This window comes from Aeromonas sp. FL131, from assembly GCF_049860615.1.
GTDB classification, from domain to species: domain Bacteria; phylum Pseudomonadota; class Gammaproteobacteria; order Enterobacterales; family Aeromonadaceae; genus Aeromonas; species Aeromonas hydrophila.
The window spans coordinates 169,391-187,500 of sequence record NZ_CP187595.1; the positions used below are offsets into that span (position 1 = coordinate 169,391).

Annotated in this window: 15 protein-coding genes and 1 pseudogene; 9 read left to right on the forward strand and 7 right to left on the reverse strand. The window is 64.1% G+C overall.

Features of this window, described 5'->3' with window-relative positions:
• Positions 1–21: 21 nt before the first annotated feature.
• Positions 22–765, reverse strand: a complete 744-nt coding sequence (gene sfsA, locus ACPW75_RS00960; protein ID WP_077096945.1) for a DNA/RNA nuclease SfsA — start codon at positions 763–765, stop codon at positions 22–24.
• A gap of 42 nt (positions 766–807) precedes the next feature.
• Complete coding sequence (gene thpR, locus ACPW75_RS00965; RefSeq protein ID WP_179101469.1) at positions 808–1,335, reverse strand: RNA 2',3'-cyclic phosphodiesterase; 528 nt, start codon at positions 1,333–1,335, stop codon at positions 808–810.
• Positions 1,336–1,491: 156 nt separating this feature from the next.
• On the opposite strand from thpR, the gene hrpB reads away from it, so the two are divergent.
• The 3 genes from hrpB to ACPW75_RS00980 all read left to right on the forward strand — a co-directional run bounded on the left by hrpB (position 1,492) and on the right by ACPW75_RS00980 (position 6,955).
• Positions 1,492–3,939: an ATP-dependent helicase HrpB gene (gene hrpB / locus ACPW75_RS00970; RefSeq protein WP_077096974.1), complete on the forward strand. Its 2,448-nt coding sequence runs from the start codon at positions 1,492–1,494 to the stop codon at positions 3,937–3,939.
• 250 nt (positions 3,940–4,189) lie between these two features.
• The gene (gene mrcB / locus ACPW75_RS00975; RefSeq protein ID WP_016351880.1) at positions 4,190–6,511 is read left to right on the forward strand and encodes a penicillin-binding protein 1B; all 2,322 of its coding nucleotides are present in this window, start codon (positions 4,190–4,192) and stop codon (positions 6,509–6,511) included.
• A 42-nt stretch (positions 6,512–6,553) separates the two neighbouring features.
• Positions 6,554–6,955, forward strand: a complete 402-nt coding sequence (locus ACPW75_RS00980; RefSeq protein ID WP_077096949.1) for an SMU1112c/YaeR family gloxylase I-like metalloprotein — start codon at positions 6,554–6,556, stop codon at positions 6,953–6,955.
• Between the two features lie 100 nt (positions 6,956–7,055).
• Here ACPW75_RS00980 and ACPW75_RS00985 read toward each other — a convergent pair whose 3' ends face one another.
• Both ACPW75_RS00985 and ACPW75_RS00990 read right to left on the reverse strand, forming a co-directional pair.
• Positions 7,056–7,376: an SMR family transporter gene (locus ACPW75_RS00985; RefSeq protein ID WP_011707272.1), complete on the reverse strand. Its 321-nt coding sequence runs from the start codon at positions 7,374–7,376 to the stop codon at positions 7,056–7,058.
• Between the two features lie 140 nt (positions 7,377–7,516).
• Positions 7,517–7,879: pseudogene (locus ACPW75_RS00990) on the reverse strand (SMR family transporter); the annotation flags it as partial.
• 156 nt (positions 7,880–8,035) lie between these two features.
• Between ACPW75_RS00990 and ACPW75_RS00995 the strand changes: the two are divergent.
• Together ACPW75_RS00995 and ACPW75_RS01000 are read left to right on the forward strand one after the other, a co-directional pair.
• Complete coding sequence (locus ACPW75_RS00995; protein ID WP_077096952.1) at positions 8,036–8,917, forward strand: LysR family transcriptional regulator; 882 nt, start codon at positions 8,036–8,038, stop codon at positions 8,915–8,917.
• A gap of 114 nt (positions 8,918–9,031) precedes the next feature.
• The gene (locus tag ACPW75_RS01000; RefSeq protein WP_077096954.1) at positions 9,032–10,612 is read left to right on the forward strand and encodes a response regulator; all 1,581 of its coding nucleotides are present in this window, start codon (positions 9,032–9,034) and stop codon (positions 10,610–10,612) included.
• A 75-nt stretch (positions 10,613–10,687) separates the two neighbouring features.
• Here ACPW75_RS01000 and ACPW75_RS01005 read toward each other — a convergent pair whose 3' ends face one another.
• Positions 10,688–11,215, reverse strand: a complete 528-nt coding sequence (locus tag ACPW75_RS01005) for a DUF2937 family protein (protein ID WP_043168760.1) — start codon at positions 11,213–11,215, stop codon at positions 10,688–10,690.
• A gap of 175 nt (positions 11,216–11,390) precedes the next feature.
• On the opposite strand from ACPW75_RS01005, the gene ACPW75_RS01010 reads away from it, so the two are divergent.
• Together ACPW75_RS01010 and ACPW75_RS01015 are read left to right on the forward strand one after the other, a co-directional pair.
• On the forward strand, positions 11,391–12,113 hold the full coding sequence (locus tag ACPW75_RS01010; protein ID WP_077096958.1) for a phosphatase PAP2 family protein: 723 nt from the start codon (positions 11,391–11,393) through the stop codon (positions 12,111–12,113).
• A 257-nt stretch (positions 12,114–12,370) separates the two neighbouring features.
• A complete protein-coding gene (locus ACPW75_RS01015) occupies positions 12,371–13,273 on the forward strand; it encodes a sulfite exporter TauE/SafE family protein (protein WP_077096960.1) in 903 nt (300 codons plus the stop codon).
• A gap of 60 nt (positions 13,274–13,333) precedes the next feature.
• On the opposite strand, the gene ACPW75_RS01020 is transcribed toward ACPW75_RS01015, so the two are convergent.
• Positions 13,334–14,149: a hypothetical protein gene (locus ACPW75_RS01020; protein WP_077096962.1), complete on the reverse strand. Its 816-nt coding sequence runs from the start codon at positions 14,147–14,149 to the stop codon at positions 13,334–13,336.
• 219 nt (positions 14,150–14,368) lie between these two features.
• Positions 14,369–15,655 carry a glutamate-1-semialdehyde 2,1-aminomutase gene (gene hemL / locus ACPW75_RS01025; protein ID WP_077096964.1) on the reverse strand — a complete coding sequence of 429 codons (1,287 nt, stop codon included), beginning with the start codon at positions 15,653–15,655 and terminating at the stop codon, positions 14,369–14,371.
• Between the two features lie 222 nt (positions 15,656–15,877).
• Here hemL and clcA point away from each other — a divergent pair, with 222 nt between their 5' ends.
• Both clcA and ACPW75_RS01035 read left to right on the forward strand, forming a co-directional pair.
• Positions 15,878–17,272 (forward strand): H(+)/Cl(-) exchange transporter ClcA, encoded by a 1,395-nt coding sequence (gene clcA / locus ACPW75_RS01030; RefSeq protein ID WP_077096966.1) that lies wholly within the window; start codon positions 15,878–15,880, stop codon positions 17,270–17,272.
• A gap of 86 nt (positions 17,273–17,358) precedes the next feature.
• Entirely contained in the window at positions 17,359–18,054 is a 696-nt protein-coding gene (locus ACPW75_RS01035; RefSeq protein ID WP_077096968.1) for a DUF6776 family protein, read from the forward strand.
• Positions 18,055–18,110: the final 56 nt, after the last annotated feature.

Consider the following 18,110-nt stretch of genomic DNA (forward strand, 5'->3'; position numbering starts at 1 on the left):
TAATGTTACCCACTCCAACATTTATTCGCTGCCCTCGGGTAGCAGGTGACAAGATTCAAACGGGATAAAATCTTGGGCCACCATGCTCTGCACCCCAACATGGGGTCGATAGCATAAAATTTCAACCCCTGCCGTAATTGCTTGCTCAATAAGCAGACTATAGTGCGGATCTATATGCGCTGCCGGGCGCATTCTCACGATTCCGGAGTGCAAAACCATAAATAACAGCACGGCTCTGTGGCCTGCCGCCTTCATGGCCATTAATTCACGCAAGTGCTTGGCGCCACGGGTGGTGACCGCATCGGGGAAGTAGCCCATGCCGGGTTGCTCCCGCTCGTCGAGCAGGGTCACCGATTTCACCTCGATATAACAGGCCGGCCGGTGGTCATCTTCCAGCAGCAGATCGATGCGACTGTTTTCTTCGCCGTATTTCACCTCGGTGCGCAGCCTGGCATAGCCGCGCAGCGGGGCGAGGGCATCCTGCTCGATCAGCTCCCGGGCCAGCTGGTTGGCGCGCGCCGTGTTGACACAGATGAAGTGACCGGCCGGGCTCTCGGCGATCTCCCAGCTGTGGGGCAGCTTGCGTTTGGGGTTGCTTGATGTGGAGTACCAGACCCGGGTGCCCGGCTCGGCACAGCCGGTCATGGCGCCGGTATTGGCGCAGTGGATGGTGATCACTTCGCCATTGTCGAGCTGCACGTCGGTCAGGAAGCGCTTGTAACGGGAGATCAGCTGCCCGGATTGCAGGGGGGGATCGAAGATCATGGTATGGCTCTCTTAATCGATGAGTCTGGGCATGGCCGCCGGTCAGGATGCCATTTTCTCTCTGGCCCGCAGCGGCCAGCAGGCGAGGGGCTCGTAGCGCACCCCGTCCGGGGTCGAGAGGGATTGATAGAGGCAGAAGCGGTCGGCCTGCAGCACGAAATCGGGGGCGGGCAGCAGCGCCGGCGGTTCGCTCGCCTTGCGCGACAGGGTGATGTGGGGGCGATAACCTTGCTCGCCGTTGCCAAGTCCCAGCTTCTCGCCGTGGCGACGCAGCGCCCTGGCCAGCACGGTGAGCTCGTTGGGCCACTCCGTCGGGCCGACCCAGGCGGCCTTGGCGCGGCCGAACCAGCCAGTTTCATTAAGCGCTATGGTGAGCGGCGGGCAGTGCTGGCGCTCGACGGCGGCCATCAGGCGGGTGGTGGTGAGCTGATCCGCTTCGCCGAGGAAGGCCAGCGTCAGGTGGAGATTGGCGGCGGGTACCGGTTGACCCGGCCAGGGCATCTGGTCGCGCCAGGCGACGAGATCGGGGGCCAGCGCCTCGGCGGGCAGGGCAAAGAAGAGTTTGGCCATTCGGGTGAGCATGCCTCTTTCACGCAGACAGGGTGGCCCATTCTAGGGCAGCCACTGCATCCTGTCTCGCCGGCCGACATCCGCTCACGGTGGCCGGCCAGGCTGTGGCAGAATAGGCGCCGCTTTATGACTTGCAACAAGAAGGTGCAGATCCCTTTGTCTTCCCTCCCCATAGTGTCGGTGCTGCCCGCACTCTTTGCCGCCATCGACAACCATGCCAGCGTGATCCTGCAGGCGCCGCCCGGCGCGGGCAAATCGACCCTGCTGCCGCTGGAGCTGGTGCGCCAGCACCGGCTGCCCGGTCGCATCATCATGCTAGAGCCCAGACGTCTCGCGGCGCGCAACATTGCCGGCTTTCTGGCGCGTCAGCTCGGGGAGAAGGTGGGCGAGCGCATCGGCCTGCGGGTGCGTGGCGAGAGCCGCACCAGCGCAGCCACCCGGCTAGAGATCGTCACCGAAGGGGTGCTGACCCGGATGCTGCAGCAGGATCCCGAGCTCACCGGCGTCTCTCTGGTCATCTTCGATGAGTTCCACGAGCGCAGCCTGCACGCCGATACCGCGCTGGCCTTCGCCATCGAGAGCCAGCAGGGATTGCGCGATGACCTCAAGCTCTTGGTGATGTCCGCCACCCTGGATGGCATGGCACTGGAGACCCTGCTGCCGGAGGCCCCGGTGGTGCGCTCCGAGGGGCGCGGTTTTCCCATCGACTACCACTACCGCCCCGCCAATCGCCAGCAGTGGCTGGAACCCCAGGTCGGCGCCGTGGTGCTGGAGGCGCTGGCTGCCCATGCTGGCAGCCTGCTGGTGTTCCTGCCGGGACAGGGGGAGATCGAGCGGCTGGCGCAGTGGCTGGAAGGGCGGCTGCCGGACGAGGTGACCCTCGCCCCCCTCTATGGCCGCCTCGACATGGCGGCCCAGCAGGCGGCCATCGAGCCGGCACCTGCGTGGCGCCGTAAGCTGGTGCTCACCACTAATGTGGCGGAGACTTCCCTCACCATCGAGGGGATCTCCGTGGTGGTCGACAGCGGACTGGAGCGGCGCGCCTCCTTCGACATCAAGAGTGGCGTCACCCGGCTGGAGACCCGTCCCATCGCCAAAGCCTCCGCCACCCAGCGGGCGGGCCGCGCCGGTCGTCTCGGCCCCGGTATCTGTTACCGGCTCTGGAGCTGCGAGGTGCAGGAGCGCCTCGCCGAGCAGAGCCCGCCCGACATCCTTACCCAGGAGCTGACCGGTCTGTTGCTGGATGCCGCCCAGTGGGGGGCCAAGGTCGAAGATCTGCCGCTGCTGGACATGCCGCCGGCCGCTGCCGTGGCCAGCGCCCAGCGACTGCTGGTGAGCCTCGGCGCCATGAAGCCGGAGGGTGAGCAACAACTTACCCCGGCCGGCCGCGCCATGGCAGCCTTCGGTACCCATCCCCGGCTTGCCCGCATGCTGCTGCGCGCGCGCGAGCTGGAGGCCGAGGGTCTGACAGGGATTGTCGCCGATGCGGCTTTCCTGGTGGCGCTGCTGGAAGAAGATCTGCGAGGATCGGAGCGCCTCTCCGTGCTGTTCCACCGCCGCCAGGGGGCCCTGCGCCAGAGTGCAGCTCGCTGGTTCGAGCGGCTCGGCGCTCGCCCCGCCAGTGCGCAGGGGCAATGGCTGGGGCTGCTGTGTGCCCTCGCCTGGCCCGATCGCATCGGCAAGCTGCGCAGTGGCAGCCGCTATCAGCTCAGTGGCGGGGTGAGCTGCGATCTGGTAGAAGGTCACCCCTGTCAGGGGCAGGGGGCGCTCATTGCCATCGAGATGGGCCAGAACGAGCGCGGCAGCCGCATCTTCATCGCCGAACCGATAGAGCTGGATGAACTGGTACGCCAGCTGCCCGAGCTGGTGAGCGAGCGCCAGTGGTTCGACTGGGACGAGCGGGAAGAGCGGGTGCGGGCCGAACGCCAGCAGGTGCTCGGCGAGCTGGTGCTGAGCCAGCGGCCGCTGACCGATCTCTCCGATGAACAGAAGGGGCGCTGCCTGCTGCAAGGCATCCGGCGCAAGGGGCTGCATGTGCTGCCCTGGGATGATGCCAGCGAGGGGCTGCTGGCCCGATTGCGCTGTGCCCGCGACTGGTTGCCTGACGAAGGGTGGCCAGCCATGGACGAGGCGAGCCTGCTGGCCGACCTCGAGCAGTGGCTGCTGCCAGCGGTGAGCGGCATGACCCGGCTGGAGCAGTTGAAAAAGCTCGATATGAGCGACATCCTGCGCCAGTCGCTGCCCTGGCCATTGCCCAAGCGGCTGGACGAGGCGCTGCCCGGCCACTTTAGCGCGCCGACCGGCAGCCGGGTGCGGATCCGCTATCAGCCGGGCCAGGCGCCGGTGATCCCGGTGCGCATCCAGGAGATGTTCGGCCAGGCCGCGACCCCGTGCGTAGCCGATGGCCGGGTGGCGCTGGTGGTGGAGCTGCTCTCCCCGGCCCAGCGGCCGCTGCAGATCACCGCCGATCTGGCCGCCTTCTGGGCCGGCTCCTACGAGCTGGTGAAAAAAGAGATGAAGGGACGCTACCCCCGCCACTACTGGCCGGACAATCCGCTGGAGGCGATGCCGACCAGGGTCACCAAGAAGAAGATGGGGTTGTAGGTTGGTGCAGGAAAAAACGTAGCCCTACTCCAGCAGATGACCCTCACCCTGGCCCTCTCCCAGAGGGAGAGGGAACTGATCGAGGTGGGTGTTTGCTCCCTTCTCCCCTTGTGGGAGAAGGGCCGGGGATGAGGGGGGAGACATCCATCTGTCTGGCGGAGCGAACCCGGAATCCAGATCCAATTGGTTAAGCCCGATCGGACGTTCGCGAACGCGACATAACAAGTAGAAAGGAAAGCAAAGAGGATTTATGGCAACGCAACGACGCAAGCGCACCCCCAAGAAGGCGGCGCCCAAACGCACCATCTGGCGCACGCTGTTCTGGCTGGGCTTCAAGCTCTCCCTGGTGGGAGCGGCCTTCATGGTGGTGTTTGGCATCTACCTCGATACCAAGGTGCGTGAACGCTTCGACGGCGAGAAGTGGCAGTTGCCGGTGATGGTCTACAGCCGGCCGTTGGAACTCTATCCCAGCCAGCGCCTCTCCCAGGCCCAGATGCTGCGCGAGCTCAACATGCTGAGCTACAAGCAGGTGCGCCAGCCCCATACCCCGGGCGAGTATGCAGTGAGCGGCAACCGCATCGAGCTTATCCGCCGGCCATTCGAATTCCATGACGGGGCCGATGCCGCCCGCGGCCTGCGCCTCACCTTCAACGGTGCGCGGCTGGAGGGGATCCAGTCGCTGGAGAACCAGCGTCAGCTCGGCTACGCCCAGATGGACCCGGTGCTGCTCGATCGCCTCAACACCGAGGATCGGGAGGACCGCCTGCTGGTGCGCATCGCCGAGGTGCCGGACAGCCTGCTGATCACATTGCTCACCACCGAGGATCGCGACTTCTACCAGCATGGTGGCGTCTCGCCGGTGGCCATCATGCGGGCCATGGCGGCCAACCTGCTGGCGGGTCGCACCGTGCAGGGCGGCAGTACCCTGACCCAGCAGCTGGCCAAGAACTTCTTCCTGACCCGGGAACGCAGCCTGTGGCGCAAGGCGCAGGAAGCCTACATGGCGGTGCTGATCGACTATCGCTACAGCAAGGACGAGATCCTGGAGGCCTATCTCAACGAGGTCTATCTGGGGCAGAACTTCTCCCAGGGGGTTTATGGCTTCGGGCTCGCCTCCTACTTCTACTTCGGCATTCCGGTTAACGAGCTGGACATCGATCAGGTGGCCCTGCTGGTGGGCATGGTGAAGGGGCCCTCCTATTACGATCCCTGGCGCTTCCCGGAGCGGGCCAAGGCGCGCCGTGATCTGGTGCTCAAGCTGCTGATGGATCACGGCAGCCTGCAACCGGCCGAGTATGAGCTCGCCAGCAAGCAGCCGCTTGGCATCATCACCCGCGGCCAGATGAGCTATGGCCGCACCCCGGCCTTCATGGGCCTGCTCAAGCGGGAGATCCAGAGCCGCTTCGGCCCGGATCTGCTCAAGCAGTCCGGCCTCAAGATCTTCACCAGTCTGGATCCCATCGCCCAGCACGCCGCCGAGCAGGCGGTGGAGTCGGGTCTGGCCCAGATCGAGAAGCTGCGCGGCAAGAAGAAGCTGGAGGCGGCCATGGTGGTCTCCGACTGGCACAAGGGCGAGGTGGTGGCCATGGTGGGTGGCCGGGATCCGCGCTACGCCGGCTTCAACCGGGCGCTGGATGCCCGTCGCCAGATAGGCTCGCTGGTGAAGCCTGCGGTCTACCTGACTGGTCTCTCCAACGGCCTGACCCTGGGCACGCCGCTCAAGGACCAGCCGATCCGCATTCGCGGCAAGGATGGCCAGATCTGGACCCCGCAAAACTACGACCGCAAGTTCCGCCAGAGCGTGCCGCTGATGGATGCGCTGGCCAGTTCCCTCAACGTGCCGACCGTCAATCTGGGGCTGCAGGTGGGGCTGGACAAGGTGGTGGACACCCTGCACAAGCTGGGGGTGGAGCAGGAGATCCAGCCCTATCCCTCGCTGGTGCTGGGGGCGGTGGCGCTCTCGCCGATGGAGGTGAACCAGATGTACCTGCCCATCGCCAACCAGGGGCTGACCCAGCCGCTGTCGGCGATCCGGGCGGTGGTCAACAGCGACGGCAGCAAGCTCTATCAGCATGACGAAGCGGCCAAGCGGGTGACCGACGAGCAGGCCAGCTGGCTGACCCTGTTCGCCATGACCAAGACGGTGAGCCAGGGCACGGCGCGCGCGCTCGGTGCCAAGTTCCCCGGCGCCACCATGGCGGCCAAGACGGGCACCACCAACGAGCTGCGCGACTCCTGGTTCACCGGGCTCGACAACAACGAGCTTGTCAGCATCTGGGTCGGACGCGACGACAACACCCCGGCCGGCCTGACCGGCGCCAGCGGTGCCCTGCAGCTGTTCAGCGGCTACATGAGCCAGCGCGGGGTCAACAGTCTGGCCATGAACATGCCGCAAGGGGTGAGTTGGGCCAGCTTCTCCCGCGCCAGCGGCACCCGGGTCACCAGCGACTGCCCCGGCAGTCTGCAGGTGCCGGCCAAGCTGGCCGGGCTGGCTGAGCCCATGGGCTGCGCCAGTCCGGTGTCCAGCCCGGCCAATGCGCTGGACAACTGGTTCAACGGTTTCTTCAACTGACCGCGACGGGCAGCCCTGGCTGCCCGCTTGCCCGGAGAACTCATGTCACATCCCCTGTTCGATGCCATCCACCACGTGGCCATCATCGCCAGCGATTATGCGCGCTCGCGCCACTTCTACCACCAGGTGCTGGGGCTGCCCATCATCGCCGAGACGCTGCGCGAGGAGCGCCAGTCGTGGAAGCTGGATCTGGCGCTGCCGGACGGCAGCCAGCTGGAGCTGTTCAGCTTCCTGGCGCCGCCCCTGCGCCCCTCCCGGCCGGAGGCGTGCGGCTTGCGCCACCTGGCCTTTCGGGTCGCTGAGCTCGACCGGGTCATCGCCCATCTGCAGGGTCATGGTGTCGAGGTGGAGCCGGTGCGGGTAGACGAGCTGACCGGCAAGCGCTTTACCTTCTTCGCCGACCCTGACGGCCTGCCGCTGGAACTCTACGAAGCGGGCCGCTGAGGCAGACCTGCCGCGAGCCCGCATTGCCCCATAAAGAAAAGAAGCCGCCCGGTTAGCCGGGCGGCTTCTTTTCATGGCGTGCAGTGCATGACGGTGCTGATCAGGCGGTGGTGAGCAGGGTCACCGCGACGGCCATCACCAGCATGCCGACCCAGCCGATGGGCTTGAGCCGCTCGCCAAACAGCAGCAAGCCGCCGAGGGCGGTGCCCAGAATGCCGATGGCACCCCAGGTGGCGTAGGCTACGGCCAGATCGATCTTGCCGGTGCTCACCGCTTCCGACAGCAGGGTGAAGGCACACAGCACCAGCAGTATGCCGAGAAATCCCCAGCCTTTGTGACGAAAACCAACCGAGCGGTTGATCGCCATGTTGGCACCGATATCCAGCAGGGCCGCCCCCAGTACGATGATCAACGGGTGCATACGGCCTCCTTGGCAGTGCCAAGGCTGCGAGTACTGCTGGTACCTGCGGCCGGTTTGTCATGGGCAGCGCCAAGACGGCGGGTGCTGCCGGTACCTGCAGCCGGTTTGTCATGGGCCGCGCCAAGGCGGCGGAGGCTGCCGGTGCCTGTGGTCGGTTCGTCATGGGTTTCACCCATTGTCACCAGAACAATACCCACTATGGCCAGCGCCAGTCCGATCAACTCCTGAGCATTCAGGTGGTAGTCGAGGAACAGCACGGAGACGACGGTGATCAGCGCGATCCCCAGCCCCTCCCAGAGCGCGAAGGCAATACCAATGGAGATTGTTTTGGCGGCTTTGGCCAATAACAGATAGGAGAAGGAGATGAGCAGCCACATCGGAAGATAGTTGAGCCAGCCGGCCTCGTTCTCCGGGATCATGGCCATGCTGGAGGTTCCGGCGACCTCGGTCAGGATGGCGCCCGTCAGGAAGATGCGGGCCAGGAGCATGCGATTGAATAACATAAAATGTCCTTTTGTTGCTGCGACGGGGCCATGATAGCCGCAGCCCGCTCAGGCGGCAGAATCGCTGAGCGTCGACAATTCAGACGCTGACGGTTTGCCTTGCTAGAAGGGGGCAAGGTAAGGTGAATATCGGATACCCTGCTCACGACCCAGATCATGAAGCTCTACCAGATACAACTCTTTGTGGAAACAGCCAGCAGTGGCTCCATTGCCAATACGGCGCGCCGGCTTGGCAAGAGTCGCAGCGCAGTCAGCACGGCGATAGCGGCGCTTGAGGTTGAGCTTGGCGTCGAACTTTTTGAACGAGGCGCCAACCAGAGCCGATTGACCGAGATCGGCGAGCAGGTGCTGGACGATTGCAAGCGGCTGCTGCAGGCCGCCAACAGCCTCAAGCTCAAGTGCGAACACTACGCCTCCGGCGCGGAGGTGGCGCTGCGGGTGGCGCGGGATGACGCCATTCCCGAGGCGGTGTGGCGGGAGATGCTGGGGGCGCTGCGCCACCAGTTTCCCGGCACCAGCATCTCGCTGGTGCTGGCCTCGCCGCCGGAGCTGCCCGCGCTGGTGGAGGAGGGGTTTGTCGACGCCGCCTTCGGCCTCATCACCGAGGAGCAGGAGCGCAGCGGCCTCAACATCGAGGTGCTCAACCCGATCCGCACCCTGATGGTGGTGGCCCCGAGCCACCCGCTGGCCAGCCTGAAGCGGGTATTGCAGCAGGATCTGACCGGCCATACCCAGGTCACCCTCTCCTATGTGGACGAATTTTCGGTCAAGAGCCTGTTGCCCATCGGCGGCCACCACATCGGGCTGTCGAGCTTCGAGCTGATGCGCGATGCGGTGCTTGATGGCCTCGGCTGGGCCGTGCTGCCGTCGCCGCTGATCCAGAGCCAGCTGCGGCAAGGGGAGCTGCTGACCTTGAAGCACAAGTTCAGCCTGCAGTGGCGCGACTACGGTGTCTATCTGTCGGAAAATGCTTATCACGGCAAGGTGTTGGCGTGGCTGAGGAAGGCAATCCAGGCCTATCTCGAACCGTTCGAATAAGCCGGCCGGCGCTGGGCGGGCACGAGGGGGGCAAGTGCAGGGGCTTGTGATCCATCACTGCCTGATGGTACATACTGTCAGTACCCTCATGCAGCGCCTGGAGGCGTGAACGATATGAGCAGTGCCCAAGACAAGGACGAGCTTTGGCTGGATGACGACATCATCGAGCTGGATGACGATGAGGCCGTGGTGACCAAGGTGATCAACCCCTGGCAGGTGTTGATCGTCGATGATGAGCCGGACATTCATCATGCCACCCGGCTGGCACTTTCCAACATTCAGTACAAATCCCGCCCGCTTGAACTGCTCAACGCCTACAGTGGCGCCGAAGCGGCCCGCATGCTGCTGGCCAATCCGCGCATCGCCCTGATCCTGCTCGACGTGGTGATGGAGACCGAGGATGCCGGCCTGCGGCTGGTGCACCAGATCCGCAACGAGATGCACAACAGCCTGGTGCGTATCGTGCTGCGCACCGGCCAGCCGGGGCAGGCCCCGGAGCAGCGGGTGATCCTCGACTACGACATCAACGACTACAAGACCAAGACCGAACTGACGGTGCAGAAGCTCTACACCACCGTCATCGCCTCCCTGCGCTCCTACGAGACCCTCTGCGCCATCGACAAGAGCCGGCAGGGGCTCGGCAAGATACTGGAGGGGGCGGGGGATCTCTATCATCTGCATTCGCTGCGGGAATTTGCCTCTGGCGTGCTCAAGCAGATCAGCGCCATTCTCGACGTGGGCACCGAAGGTGCCATCTGCGCCGAACGCCGGCCCGGTTCACAGGAGCTGGAGATCCTGGCGGCCACCGGCGACTATGAATCCCTGCTGAATGATGTGCCGCTCAGCGCCTTCCCGGCCCTGCACGACTCGGTGATGAGTGCGCTCGCCAATCGCTGCAACCGCTTCGAGCATCCTCAGGATGCGCTCTATATCGCCGCCCAGAACGGGCGCGAGTTTGTGCTCAATTTCACCCCCACCCAGCCGCTCGACCCGCTCGAGTGCGATCTGCTGGACGTGTTCTGTCAGCGGATCTCGGCGGCGTACGACAACCTCTATCTCTACAACCAGTTGCTGCGTGCCCAGGAGGCGACCGTGGTGGCGTTGGCGGCGCTGGCGGAGTTCCGCGATTCGGATACCGGCGATCACGTGCTGCGGGTGCAGAAGCTCTCCGATGCCATCGTGGCCGAGCTGCAGCAGGCGGGGGCCTATCCCGACGAACTGACGCCGGGCTTCGTCGACATGATCGGCATGGCCAGCATACTGCACGACGTGGGTAAGGTGGGCACGCCGGACCACATCTTGCACAAGCCGGGCCGGTTCGAACCGGATGAACGGGTCATCATGGAGCAGCACGCGGACATCGGCGCCAGCATCTTGCACAAGGCGGGGGAGATGGTGGAGGGCACCAGCTACCTGTCGTTGGGGGCCGAGATTGCTCGCGGCCACCATGAACACTTCGATGGCAAGGGTTACCCGGAGCAGCTGGCTGGCCAGCAGATCCCGCTGTCGGCTCGCATCGTGGCCGTGGTCGACGTGTTCGATGCCCTGCTCAGCAAGCGTCCCTACAAGGAGCCCTGGTCGCTGGCCCAGACCATGGAATATATCCTGTCACGCTCCGGCAGCCAGTTCGATCCCCAGGTGGTGCAGGCGCTCCAGCGTTTGGTGAGCCAGTCGCGGCTGCCATACGAGCTGTGACACCGGACGGAAACAACAAAGGGGCCACTGGCCCCTTTGTTGTTTCCGGCTGCCTGCGCCACCGCGTCGATCTCGTCAGCGCGGTGCGTAGCGTGTGCGGGGCTGCTGCCGGCGAAACGGCAGCAATACCAGGCTGAGCAACAGATCGCCAAGCAGGGCTGCGAGCAGGCCTGCCGCCATGCCGCAGACGATGGCGGCCTGCTTGAGCGGCACCACGTAGCTGTAGTTTTGCAGGGTATCCTGCCAGAGCTGGGGCTCGGCGCGCAGCAGCAGGTGGGAGAGTTGCCGATACCAGGGATGGTGCTTGTAGACGCTCTCCTGCTGCAGGGTCTGGCGCTGGCTGACCAGCAGCTGCAGGCTGGCGGCATCCTTGGCGAATACCGGATCCGGGTTGGTGCGGTAGTGGTTGACCAGGGCCGTCAGATCGCCGTTGAAATGCTGGTCCGCCGTCTCCTGAAAAGGGGCCAGGCTGAGGCTGGCCTGTTGCAGGCGGGCATCCAGCCGCTGGTAGTAGAGGTCGATCAGACCCGGGATCTGCACGCCGGCCAGCAGGCCCAGGGCAAACAGCATCATCCGAAGGTAGCTGCGCATAGCTCTCGTCATCTCGCGAAATAGAGGGACTCCATACTAGCCGCAAGGCTGCAACAGGCCAAGCCGGCAGGGGACGCGCCGGCTTTCCGGATAGGAGGCATGACCCTTTCCTCCCTCGTTTGTGTGATTCACGTCACGCTTTTTATGCTTTAAAATACGGCCCCATTTTTCGGGGAGGAGAGTTCGTATGCGCAAATTTATACCCTGTTATCTGTTGGGTGGTCTCATCGCCATCAGTTGGGCCGCTCTGCCCGATCACGGCCCCTGGGATCAGTGGGATCTCGCCGTCTTCCATCTGGTCAATGGCTGGCTGGGTCAGGCCCAGTGGTGGGCCGATCTGGTGGCCGTGACCAACAACCGGCTGTTCGATCTGGCGGTACTCTCCTGCATGGGGCTGATCCTCTCTCGCTGCTTCTGGTGTGCGGGCGAGCAGGGACGCCGCCGGCTGGTGGCCATGGGGATCGTCATGCTGCTGGGGGCCCTGGTGATCAACCAGTTCGGTCATCTGCTGCCGGTCAGCCGGCCGAGCCCGACCCTGACGGTGACGGACGCGCTGCGGGTAACCCAGCTCAGCGGGATCCCGACCAAGGACTCCTCCAGCGACAGCTTCCCCGGCGATCACGCCCTGTTCCTGATGATCTTCGCCGGCTTTGCCCTGCGCCATCTGCCGCGCTGGGCCGGGGTGACCGCGCTGCTGATGGTGCCGTTGTTCTCGGCACCCCGCATTCTCTCCGGTGCCCACTGGCTGACGGATGTCTATGTGGGGGCCCTGTCGCTGACCCTGCTCTGCCTGCCGCTGCTGCTGTTGACCGGGCTGTCGGATGCGCTGATCGGCTGGATCGCCCGGCGACTGCCACGCCTGCCGGGCTGGCAGTGGCTGGCGGGCAAAACGCCGGCGAGTCAGCAATAAAAAAAGAAGGTCGGTGCATACCGGCCTTCTTTTTGGCTACTTCCCGCCGGTGACTGTGGTCGTCGCGAAATGACCATGACTACCACCGGTGGCCCCAGGCCTGCTGGCCCTCATAGACAAGTATTAGCAGATTCGTTCGGGCGTGCTCGTCATGACTTTCTCCAGATAATCGTTTGCATGGGCTGAATGCTTGATCCTGACCAAGATTTTTTATTTTTGCTGCCTTAGAATCGCCGCCCGTTGCTGGAGAACTCTGTATGTTAATTAATCTTTTGCGCCTGATATTCATCATCTGCGCCCTGGTGTTCATCTTCATGCTGGTACGGGCCTGGTGGCACAAACGGCAACAGGGGGAGCTGGAATCGACCCCCTTCTGGCCGGTGGCGGCCATCGGTTTTGTTGCCAATTTTCTCGATACTCTGGGGGTCGGCAGCTTCGCGGTGAAGACCGCCTGCTACAAGCAGTTCAAGCTGATCGACGACCGGCTGCTGCCGGGCACCCTCAACGGCCAGTGCGTGTTGCCGACGGTCACCCAGTCGCTGATCTTCATCGGCGCCGTGCAGGTGGACCCGCTCACCCTCATCGGCATGATGGTGGCTGCGGCCGCCGGGGCGGCCTGGGGCGCACGCCACGTCGCCTCGTTCGATCGCCAGACCATCCGGCTGGTGATGGCGGTCTCCCTGCTGGTGGTGGCCGGCCTCATCTTTGCGGGCCTGCTGGGGCTGTTCCCCCTCGGCGGCGATGCCATGGGGCTGACCGGTTACAAGCTCGGGATCGCGCTGCTCGGCAACTTCATCTTCGGCGTGCTGATGAACGTGGGTATCGGTTTGTTTGCTCCCTGCATGACCCTGGTCTATCTGCTCGGCATGAATCCGCTGGCGGCGTTTCCCATCATGATGGGCTCCACCGCCGTGCTCAGCGTCTTCTCGGCGGGCACCTTCATCCGCAAAGGAGCCTTCGACTCCAAGGCGGTGCTGGCGGTGGCGCTCTTCGGCCCTGTCGGGGTGGTGCTGGCGGCCATGCTGGTCAAATCCATGGACATGGCGATGCTCAAATGGCTGGTGGCCTTCATCGTCATCTATACCTCCTGGACCATGTACGCCTCCTGGCGGACGGCGCGGCGGGCACTGCAACCCCGGCTGGCAGGCGTCACTGGTTAGCCAGTACGGCGCGTGTCGGTGCTGGCCGTGGAGTATTGACGTGATTGCAGGCCTTTGGCGTTATCTATACCTCCTGGACCAGGCCCGCTTCTTGGCGGGCGGCGCGGCGGGTGCCACAACCCCGGCTGGCAGAGGTCGCAGGCTAGCCTGCACCAGCGCCGCTTCGGCCCTGGCCCCCAGAAACACATAGAGCCCGAGGGCCAGCAGCAGCCCCACGGCGCACCCCATCACACCCACCGCCGGCCAGAGCAGTTCGCTCTGGCCGAGTGACCCTTTGAACAGCAACAGCAACCCCTCGATGGAGACCGCGATCAAGATGGCGGCGATGAAGCGGGTAATGGTGCGGCGAATGGCGCTGTGGCGAAAGATGTCCTTATGCAGCAGCACCTCCTCTTCCAGAATGGTCTTGCCCAGATCGAACACCGCCAGCGCCAGGGTCAGGAAGATGATGGCACTGAAGGCCCCCAGCCGGTTCTGTTGCGCCCCGCACAGCAGCAGATAGAGCTGCTCCAGCCCGTGCCAGATGAGTGTCGCGACGATCAGAAACAGCGCCAGACTCAGCACCACATAAACCCCCTTGAACCAGGGCATGGCCCGGCGTCGCTCCCTGTCTCCCATCAGCCAGGCGATGAGCTGGTTCAGGCAGAGGGTCAGCTCACGGCCCTGGCCTCTCACGATTAGATGCAAACGGGCTTGCGGCGCCGGCACCGGTGGCAGGATCCCGAGCGGTTCCCGGCTGGGTGCCTGGTTCAGGATGAAGGGATAACTGCTGAGTGAATCGGGCGATGCCGTGAGCAGTCCCAGCAGCAGGGGGGCCAGTTCGGCTTCGTACTCCTGATAGCGCCGCAGCACATCGATGGGGCTCATTTCCGCCATATATACCTCGCTCAAACGGGCTTGCGTTCAACTTGCAGGGTGCAAATTGTGGGCCCGTTTTATGACGGACAGAGGGGCGGGATATGCACCGTTTGGTGACAGAGCTGTGCCATTTGCGCAAAGTCTGCACCAACATCGGGCGTACCGGGGGAGGCCGAAGGACGCCGAAACGGCAATGAAAAAGGGCCCGTGAAGGGCCCTTTTGCGACAAGCGGCGGCTTAGCCGGCCAGCTTGGCGAAGCTGCGCTCGGCGGCAGCCAGAGTGTGTTCAATTTCCTTGTCGCCGTGCGCCAGCGACAGGAAGCCCGCCTCGTAGGCGCTCGGCGCCAGGTAGACGCCCTCTTCCAGCATCAGATGGTAGAAGCGCTTGAAGCGTTCCATGTCACAGCGAGTGACCTGCTCGTAGCGGGTGATTTCGGGCTCGTCGGTGAAGAAGAAGCCGAACATGCCGCCCACGTAGTTGATGGCAAGCGGAATGCTGTGCTTGGCGGCAGCGGCCTTCAGCCCTTCGGCAACCCGGGCGGTCTTGGCGCTCAGTTGCTCATAGATGCCCGGCTCCAGCAGCAGGTCCAGCATGGTCAGACCGGCAGCCATGGCCACCGGGTTGCCGGAGAGGGTGCCGGCCTGATAGACGGGGCCGGTCGGGGCGATGTGCTGCATCACCTTCTTCTTGCCGCCGAAGGCGCCGACCGGCATGCCGGCACCGATGATCTTGCCGAGAGTGGTGAGATCCGGGTCGATATTGTAGTGGCCCTGGGCACCGCGCAGGGAGACGCGAAAGCCGGTCATCACCTCATCCAGGATCAGCAGGGCGCCGGCCTCGTCACAGATGGCGCGCAGCCCTTCCAGGAAGCCGGGTACCGGCGGGATGCAGTTCATGTTGCCGGCCACCGGCTCGACGATGATGCAGGCGATCTCGCTGCCGTACTGGCTGAAGGCTTCGCGCACCGACGCCAGATCGTTGAACACGCAGGTGAGGGTGTGCTTGGCAAAGTCGGCCGGGACGCCCGGGCTGTTGGGCTGACCCAGGGTCAGCGCGCCGGAGCCGGCCTTGACCAGCAGGGAGTCGGCGTGGCCGTGGTAGCAGCCTTCGAATTTGACGATCTTGTCGCGGCCGGTATAGCCGCGGGCCAGCCGGATGGCGCTCATGGTCGCCTCGGTGCCGGAGTTGACCATCCGCACCTGCTCCATGGAGGGCACGATCTGGCGCACCTTCTCGGCCATCAGCACTTCGATCTCGGTCGGCGCGCCGTAGCTCAGTCCCTTCTCCACCGCCTTGATGACGGCGGCCTTGATGGCCGGGTGGTTGTGACCCAGCAGCATGGGGCCCCAGGAACCGATGTAATCCACATAGGCCTGGCCATCCACGTCATAGAGGTAGGCGCCATCGGCGTGATCGATGAAGCGGGGTGTGCCGCCGACCCCATTGAAGGCGCGGACCGGTGAGTTGACGCCGCCCGGAATGGTCTGGCGGGCCTGTTCAAACAGCTGATCTGATTTTGACATGGATCATCCTTAATGGGATTTTGGTCGTCACACAGGCGCAGGTGGCCGATTGCGGCTCGGCAGTCAAGGGGCGCTGGAGTATGCTTGCGCTCTTGACCCCGGCCAAGGACTGCCCCGTGTTAAATGAAACGGGCCGACTATAGCAGAAAGGCCCGGTGCTGGGCAGCCGGACAGCAGGCCGGATGATCGTCACCTCCGTCAGCAAACGAATGTGGTTTTTTCATGTCGCAACAAGCTCTCTCTTCCTCCGAACCGCTCTCGCCTCCCCCCGGCCCCGTCCTGCGGCGGATCATTCATCAAGACAAGATGCCCCTGCTGGTGCTGCTGTTGGCAGCGCTGGTCGGCACCCTGGCCGGCTTGGTCTGCGGACTGTTCGAGTCCGGCGTGCACTGGCTGGCACAGCAGCGTGTCGACCTGCTGGCCGATTGCCCCTGGTGGCAGCTTGGCTTGCTCGGCTTTGGTTTCAGCGCCTTGCTGGGTTGTATAGGCTATTTCCTGACCCATACCTTTGCACCCGAGGCGGGTGGCTCCGGCATTCCCGAGATTGAGGGGGCCATGGACGAACTGCGCCCGGTACGCTGGTGGCGGGTGTTGCCGGTCAAGTTCTTCGGCGGTATTTGCACCCTGAGCTCCGGCATGGTGCTGGGGCGGGAAGGACCGTCGGTGCAGATCGGTGGCAACCTCGGCAAGATGGTGGCGGATATCTTCCGGCTGCCCAAAGAGCATGGCCACGCCCTGCTGGCAGCTGGGGCGGCGGGCGGTCTGGCCGCGGCCTTCAATGCACCGCTGGCGGGGATCCTGTTCGTGATGGAGGAGATGCGCCCGCAGTTTCGCTACTCCTTCCTGGCCATCAAGGCGGTGGGCATCTCCGCCATCATGGCGACCCTGATGCTGCAAAACATGAAGGGGCAGGGGGCGGTGATCAGCTTGCCTCACTACGATGCGCCGGCCCTCAGGGCGCTCTGGCTGTTCCTCTTCATGGGGGCCGCTTTTGGCGTACTGGGTTTTGTCTTCAACAAGCTGGTGCTGGCCTGTCAGGATGGTTATCTGGCGCTGCATCAAAACAAACGCCATCGCTTCGTGGCCATCGGGACGCTGGTGGCGGGGACCTTCGGCGTGCTGTCGCTGGTTGCCCCGGCGGTGACCGGCGGCGGTACCGAGCTCATCCCCCATCTGATGGGCGGGGAGTATGCGATGGCCACCCTGTTCCTCATCTTCTCCATCCGGCTGGTGGCCACCCTGGTCTGTTTCTGCTCCGGCGCACCGGGCGGGGTGTTTGCCCCGACTCTGGCGCTGGGCACCCTGTTCGGGGTGGTGTTCGGCCATCTGTTCCATGCGGCCTTCCCGGAGCTGGGCATCGAGCCCGGCGCCTTTGCCATTGCCGGCATGGGCGCGTTGTTTGCCGCCACCGTACGTGCCCCCATCACTGGGATCGTGCTGGTCACCGAGATGACCGACAACTATCAGCTGATCCTGCCCATGATGATCACCACGGTCGGTGCGACCCTGGTGGCTCAGTGGTTGGGGGGCCGCCCGATTTATTCCCAGATCCTCGAGCGAACTTTACGGCTTGCTGCGCGTCAAAAGCGGGGAGAAAGCGGCGTCACCGCCGGTTAACCCTTTGTCTGCCGGCCTGAATCTGCTTGAGTCGCGTATAGTGAAGGGAGCGTGGCCGCAGTATGCGCAGTAACAAAAGAGGCCTTATGTCCCAGATAGTGAAGTGGTTGGCAGTGCTGATGGCGGGGGCGCTCATCGGCTATTTCGTCGGTAATCGCCAGGAGCTGGCCCAGAGCAGCCTGCTGACGGTGCAGCAGGAGACGCTGGAGCGCCAAGGCAAGGCCATCGGCCAGCTCAAGAGCGAGCTCGGCATCAAGGAGACGCTGCTGGCTACCCAGAAGGCAGCGTTCGAGCAGTTGCAGCAGACGCTCAAGGATCAGGAGGCCCAGGTACAGGAGCAGAAGCGCCAGCTGGCCTTCTTCGAGCGGATCATGCGCCCCACCGGCGAGCAGCTAGGGGTGGTGATCGACAACCTCACCCTGCAGGAGACCAGTATCCCCGGCCGTTATCACTATCGGCTGGCGCTGACCCAGCCTGCCAAGAAGCGCGAGCTGTTTCGTGGTCAGGTACAGATAAAGGTGGAAGGCAGTCAGGGCGACAAGCCCAGAACCCTCGGCAGCCGCGAGCTGGGGATGAAGGTAGGAGAGGGGCGCTATGCACTGCGTTACTTTCAGCTGCTGGAAGGCAACTGGCAGTTGCCGGAAGGGTTTGTACCGGATCGGGTACGGGTCACCATCAGCAAGGATGGTCGGCAACCGGCTCAGGAACTGCTGGCTGAATGGGGTGAGGTAATCAAGCCGCTGGTGGTCGCTCCACCGGCACCTGTGCCGGCCGCACAGTAAGAAGCTTGGTGAATACTTGAACTGAATGGTCGGGTATTGGATAATTTCGCGGTTTC

Excerpts from the sequence above, each read along its gene's own strand:
- sfsA (WP_077096945.1), bottom strand. The coding sequence starts at position 765 with ATGATCTTCGATCCCCCCCTGCAATCCGGGCAGCTGATCTCCCGTTAC.
- thpR (WP_179101469.1), bottom strand. The coding sequence starts at position 1,335 with ATGGCCAAACTCTTCTTTGCCCTGCCCGCCGAGGCGCTGGCCCCCGAT.
- mrcB (WP_016351880.1), top strand. The coding sequence starts at position 4,190 with ATGGCAACGCAACGACGCAAGCGCACCCCCAAGAAGGCGGCGCCCAAA.
- ACPW75_RS00980 (WP_077096949.1), top strand. The coding sequence starts at position 6,554 with ATGTCACATCCCCTGTTCGATGCCATCCACCACGTGGCCATCATCGCC.
- ACPW75_RS00985 (WP_011707272.1), bottom strand. The coding sequence starts at position 7,376 with ATGCACCCGTTGATCATCGTACTGGGGGCGGCCCTGCTGGATATCGGT.
- ACPW75_RS00995 (WP_077096952.1), top strand. The coding sequence starts at position 8,036 with ATGAAGCTCTACCAGATACAACTCTTTGTGGAAACAGCCAGCAGTGGC.
- ACPW75_RS01000 (WP_077096954.1), top strand. The coding sequence starts at position 9,032 with ATGAGCAGTGCCCAAGACAAGGACGAGCTTTGGCTGGATGACGACATC.
- ACPW75_RS01005 (WP_043168760.1), bottom strand. The coding sequence starts at position 11,215 with ATGACGAGAGCTATGCGCAGCTACCTTCGGATGATGCTGTTTGCCCTG.
- ACPW75_RS01010 (WP_077096958.1), top strand. The coding sequence starts at position 11,391 with ATGCGCAAATTTATACCCTGTTATCTGTTGGGTGGTCTCATCGCCATC.
- ACPW75_RS01015 (WP_077096960.1), top strand. The coding sequence starts at position 12,371 with ATGTTAATTAATCTTTTGCGCCTGATATTCATCATCTGCGCCCTGGTG.
- ACPW75_RS01020 (WP_077096962.1), bottom strand. The coding sequence starts at position 14,149 with ATGGCGGAAATGAGCCCCATCGATGTGCTGCGGCGCTATCAGGAGTAC.
- hemL (WP_077096964.1), bottom strand. The coding sequence starts at position 15,655 with ATGTCAAAATCAGATCAGCTGTTTGAACAGGCCCGCCAGACCATTCCG.
- clcA (WP_077096966.1), top strand. The coding sequence starts at position 15,878 with ATGTCGCAACAAGCTCTCTCTTCCTCCGAACCGCTCTCGCCTCCCCCC.
- ACPW75_RS01035 (WP_077096968.1), top strand. The coding sequence starts at position 17,359 with ATGTCCCAGATAGTGAAGTGGTTGGCAGTGCTGATGGCGGGGGCGCTC.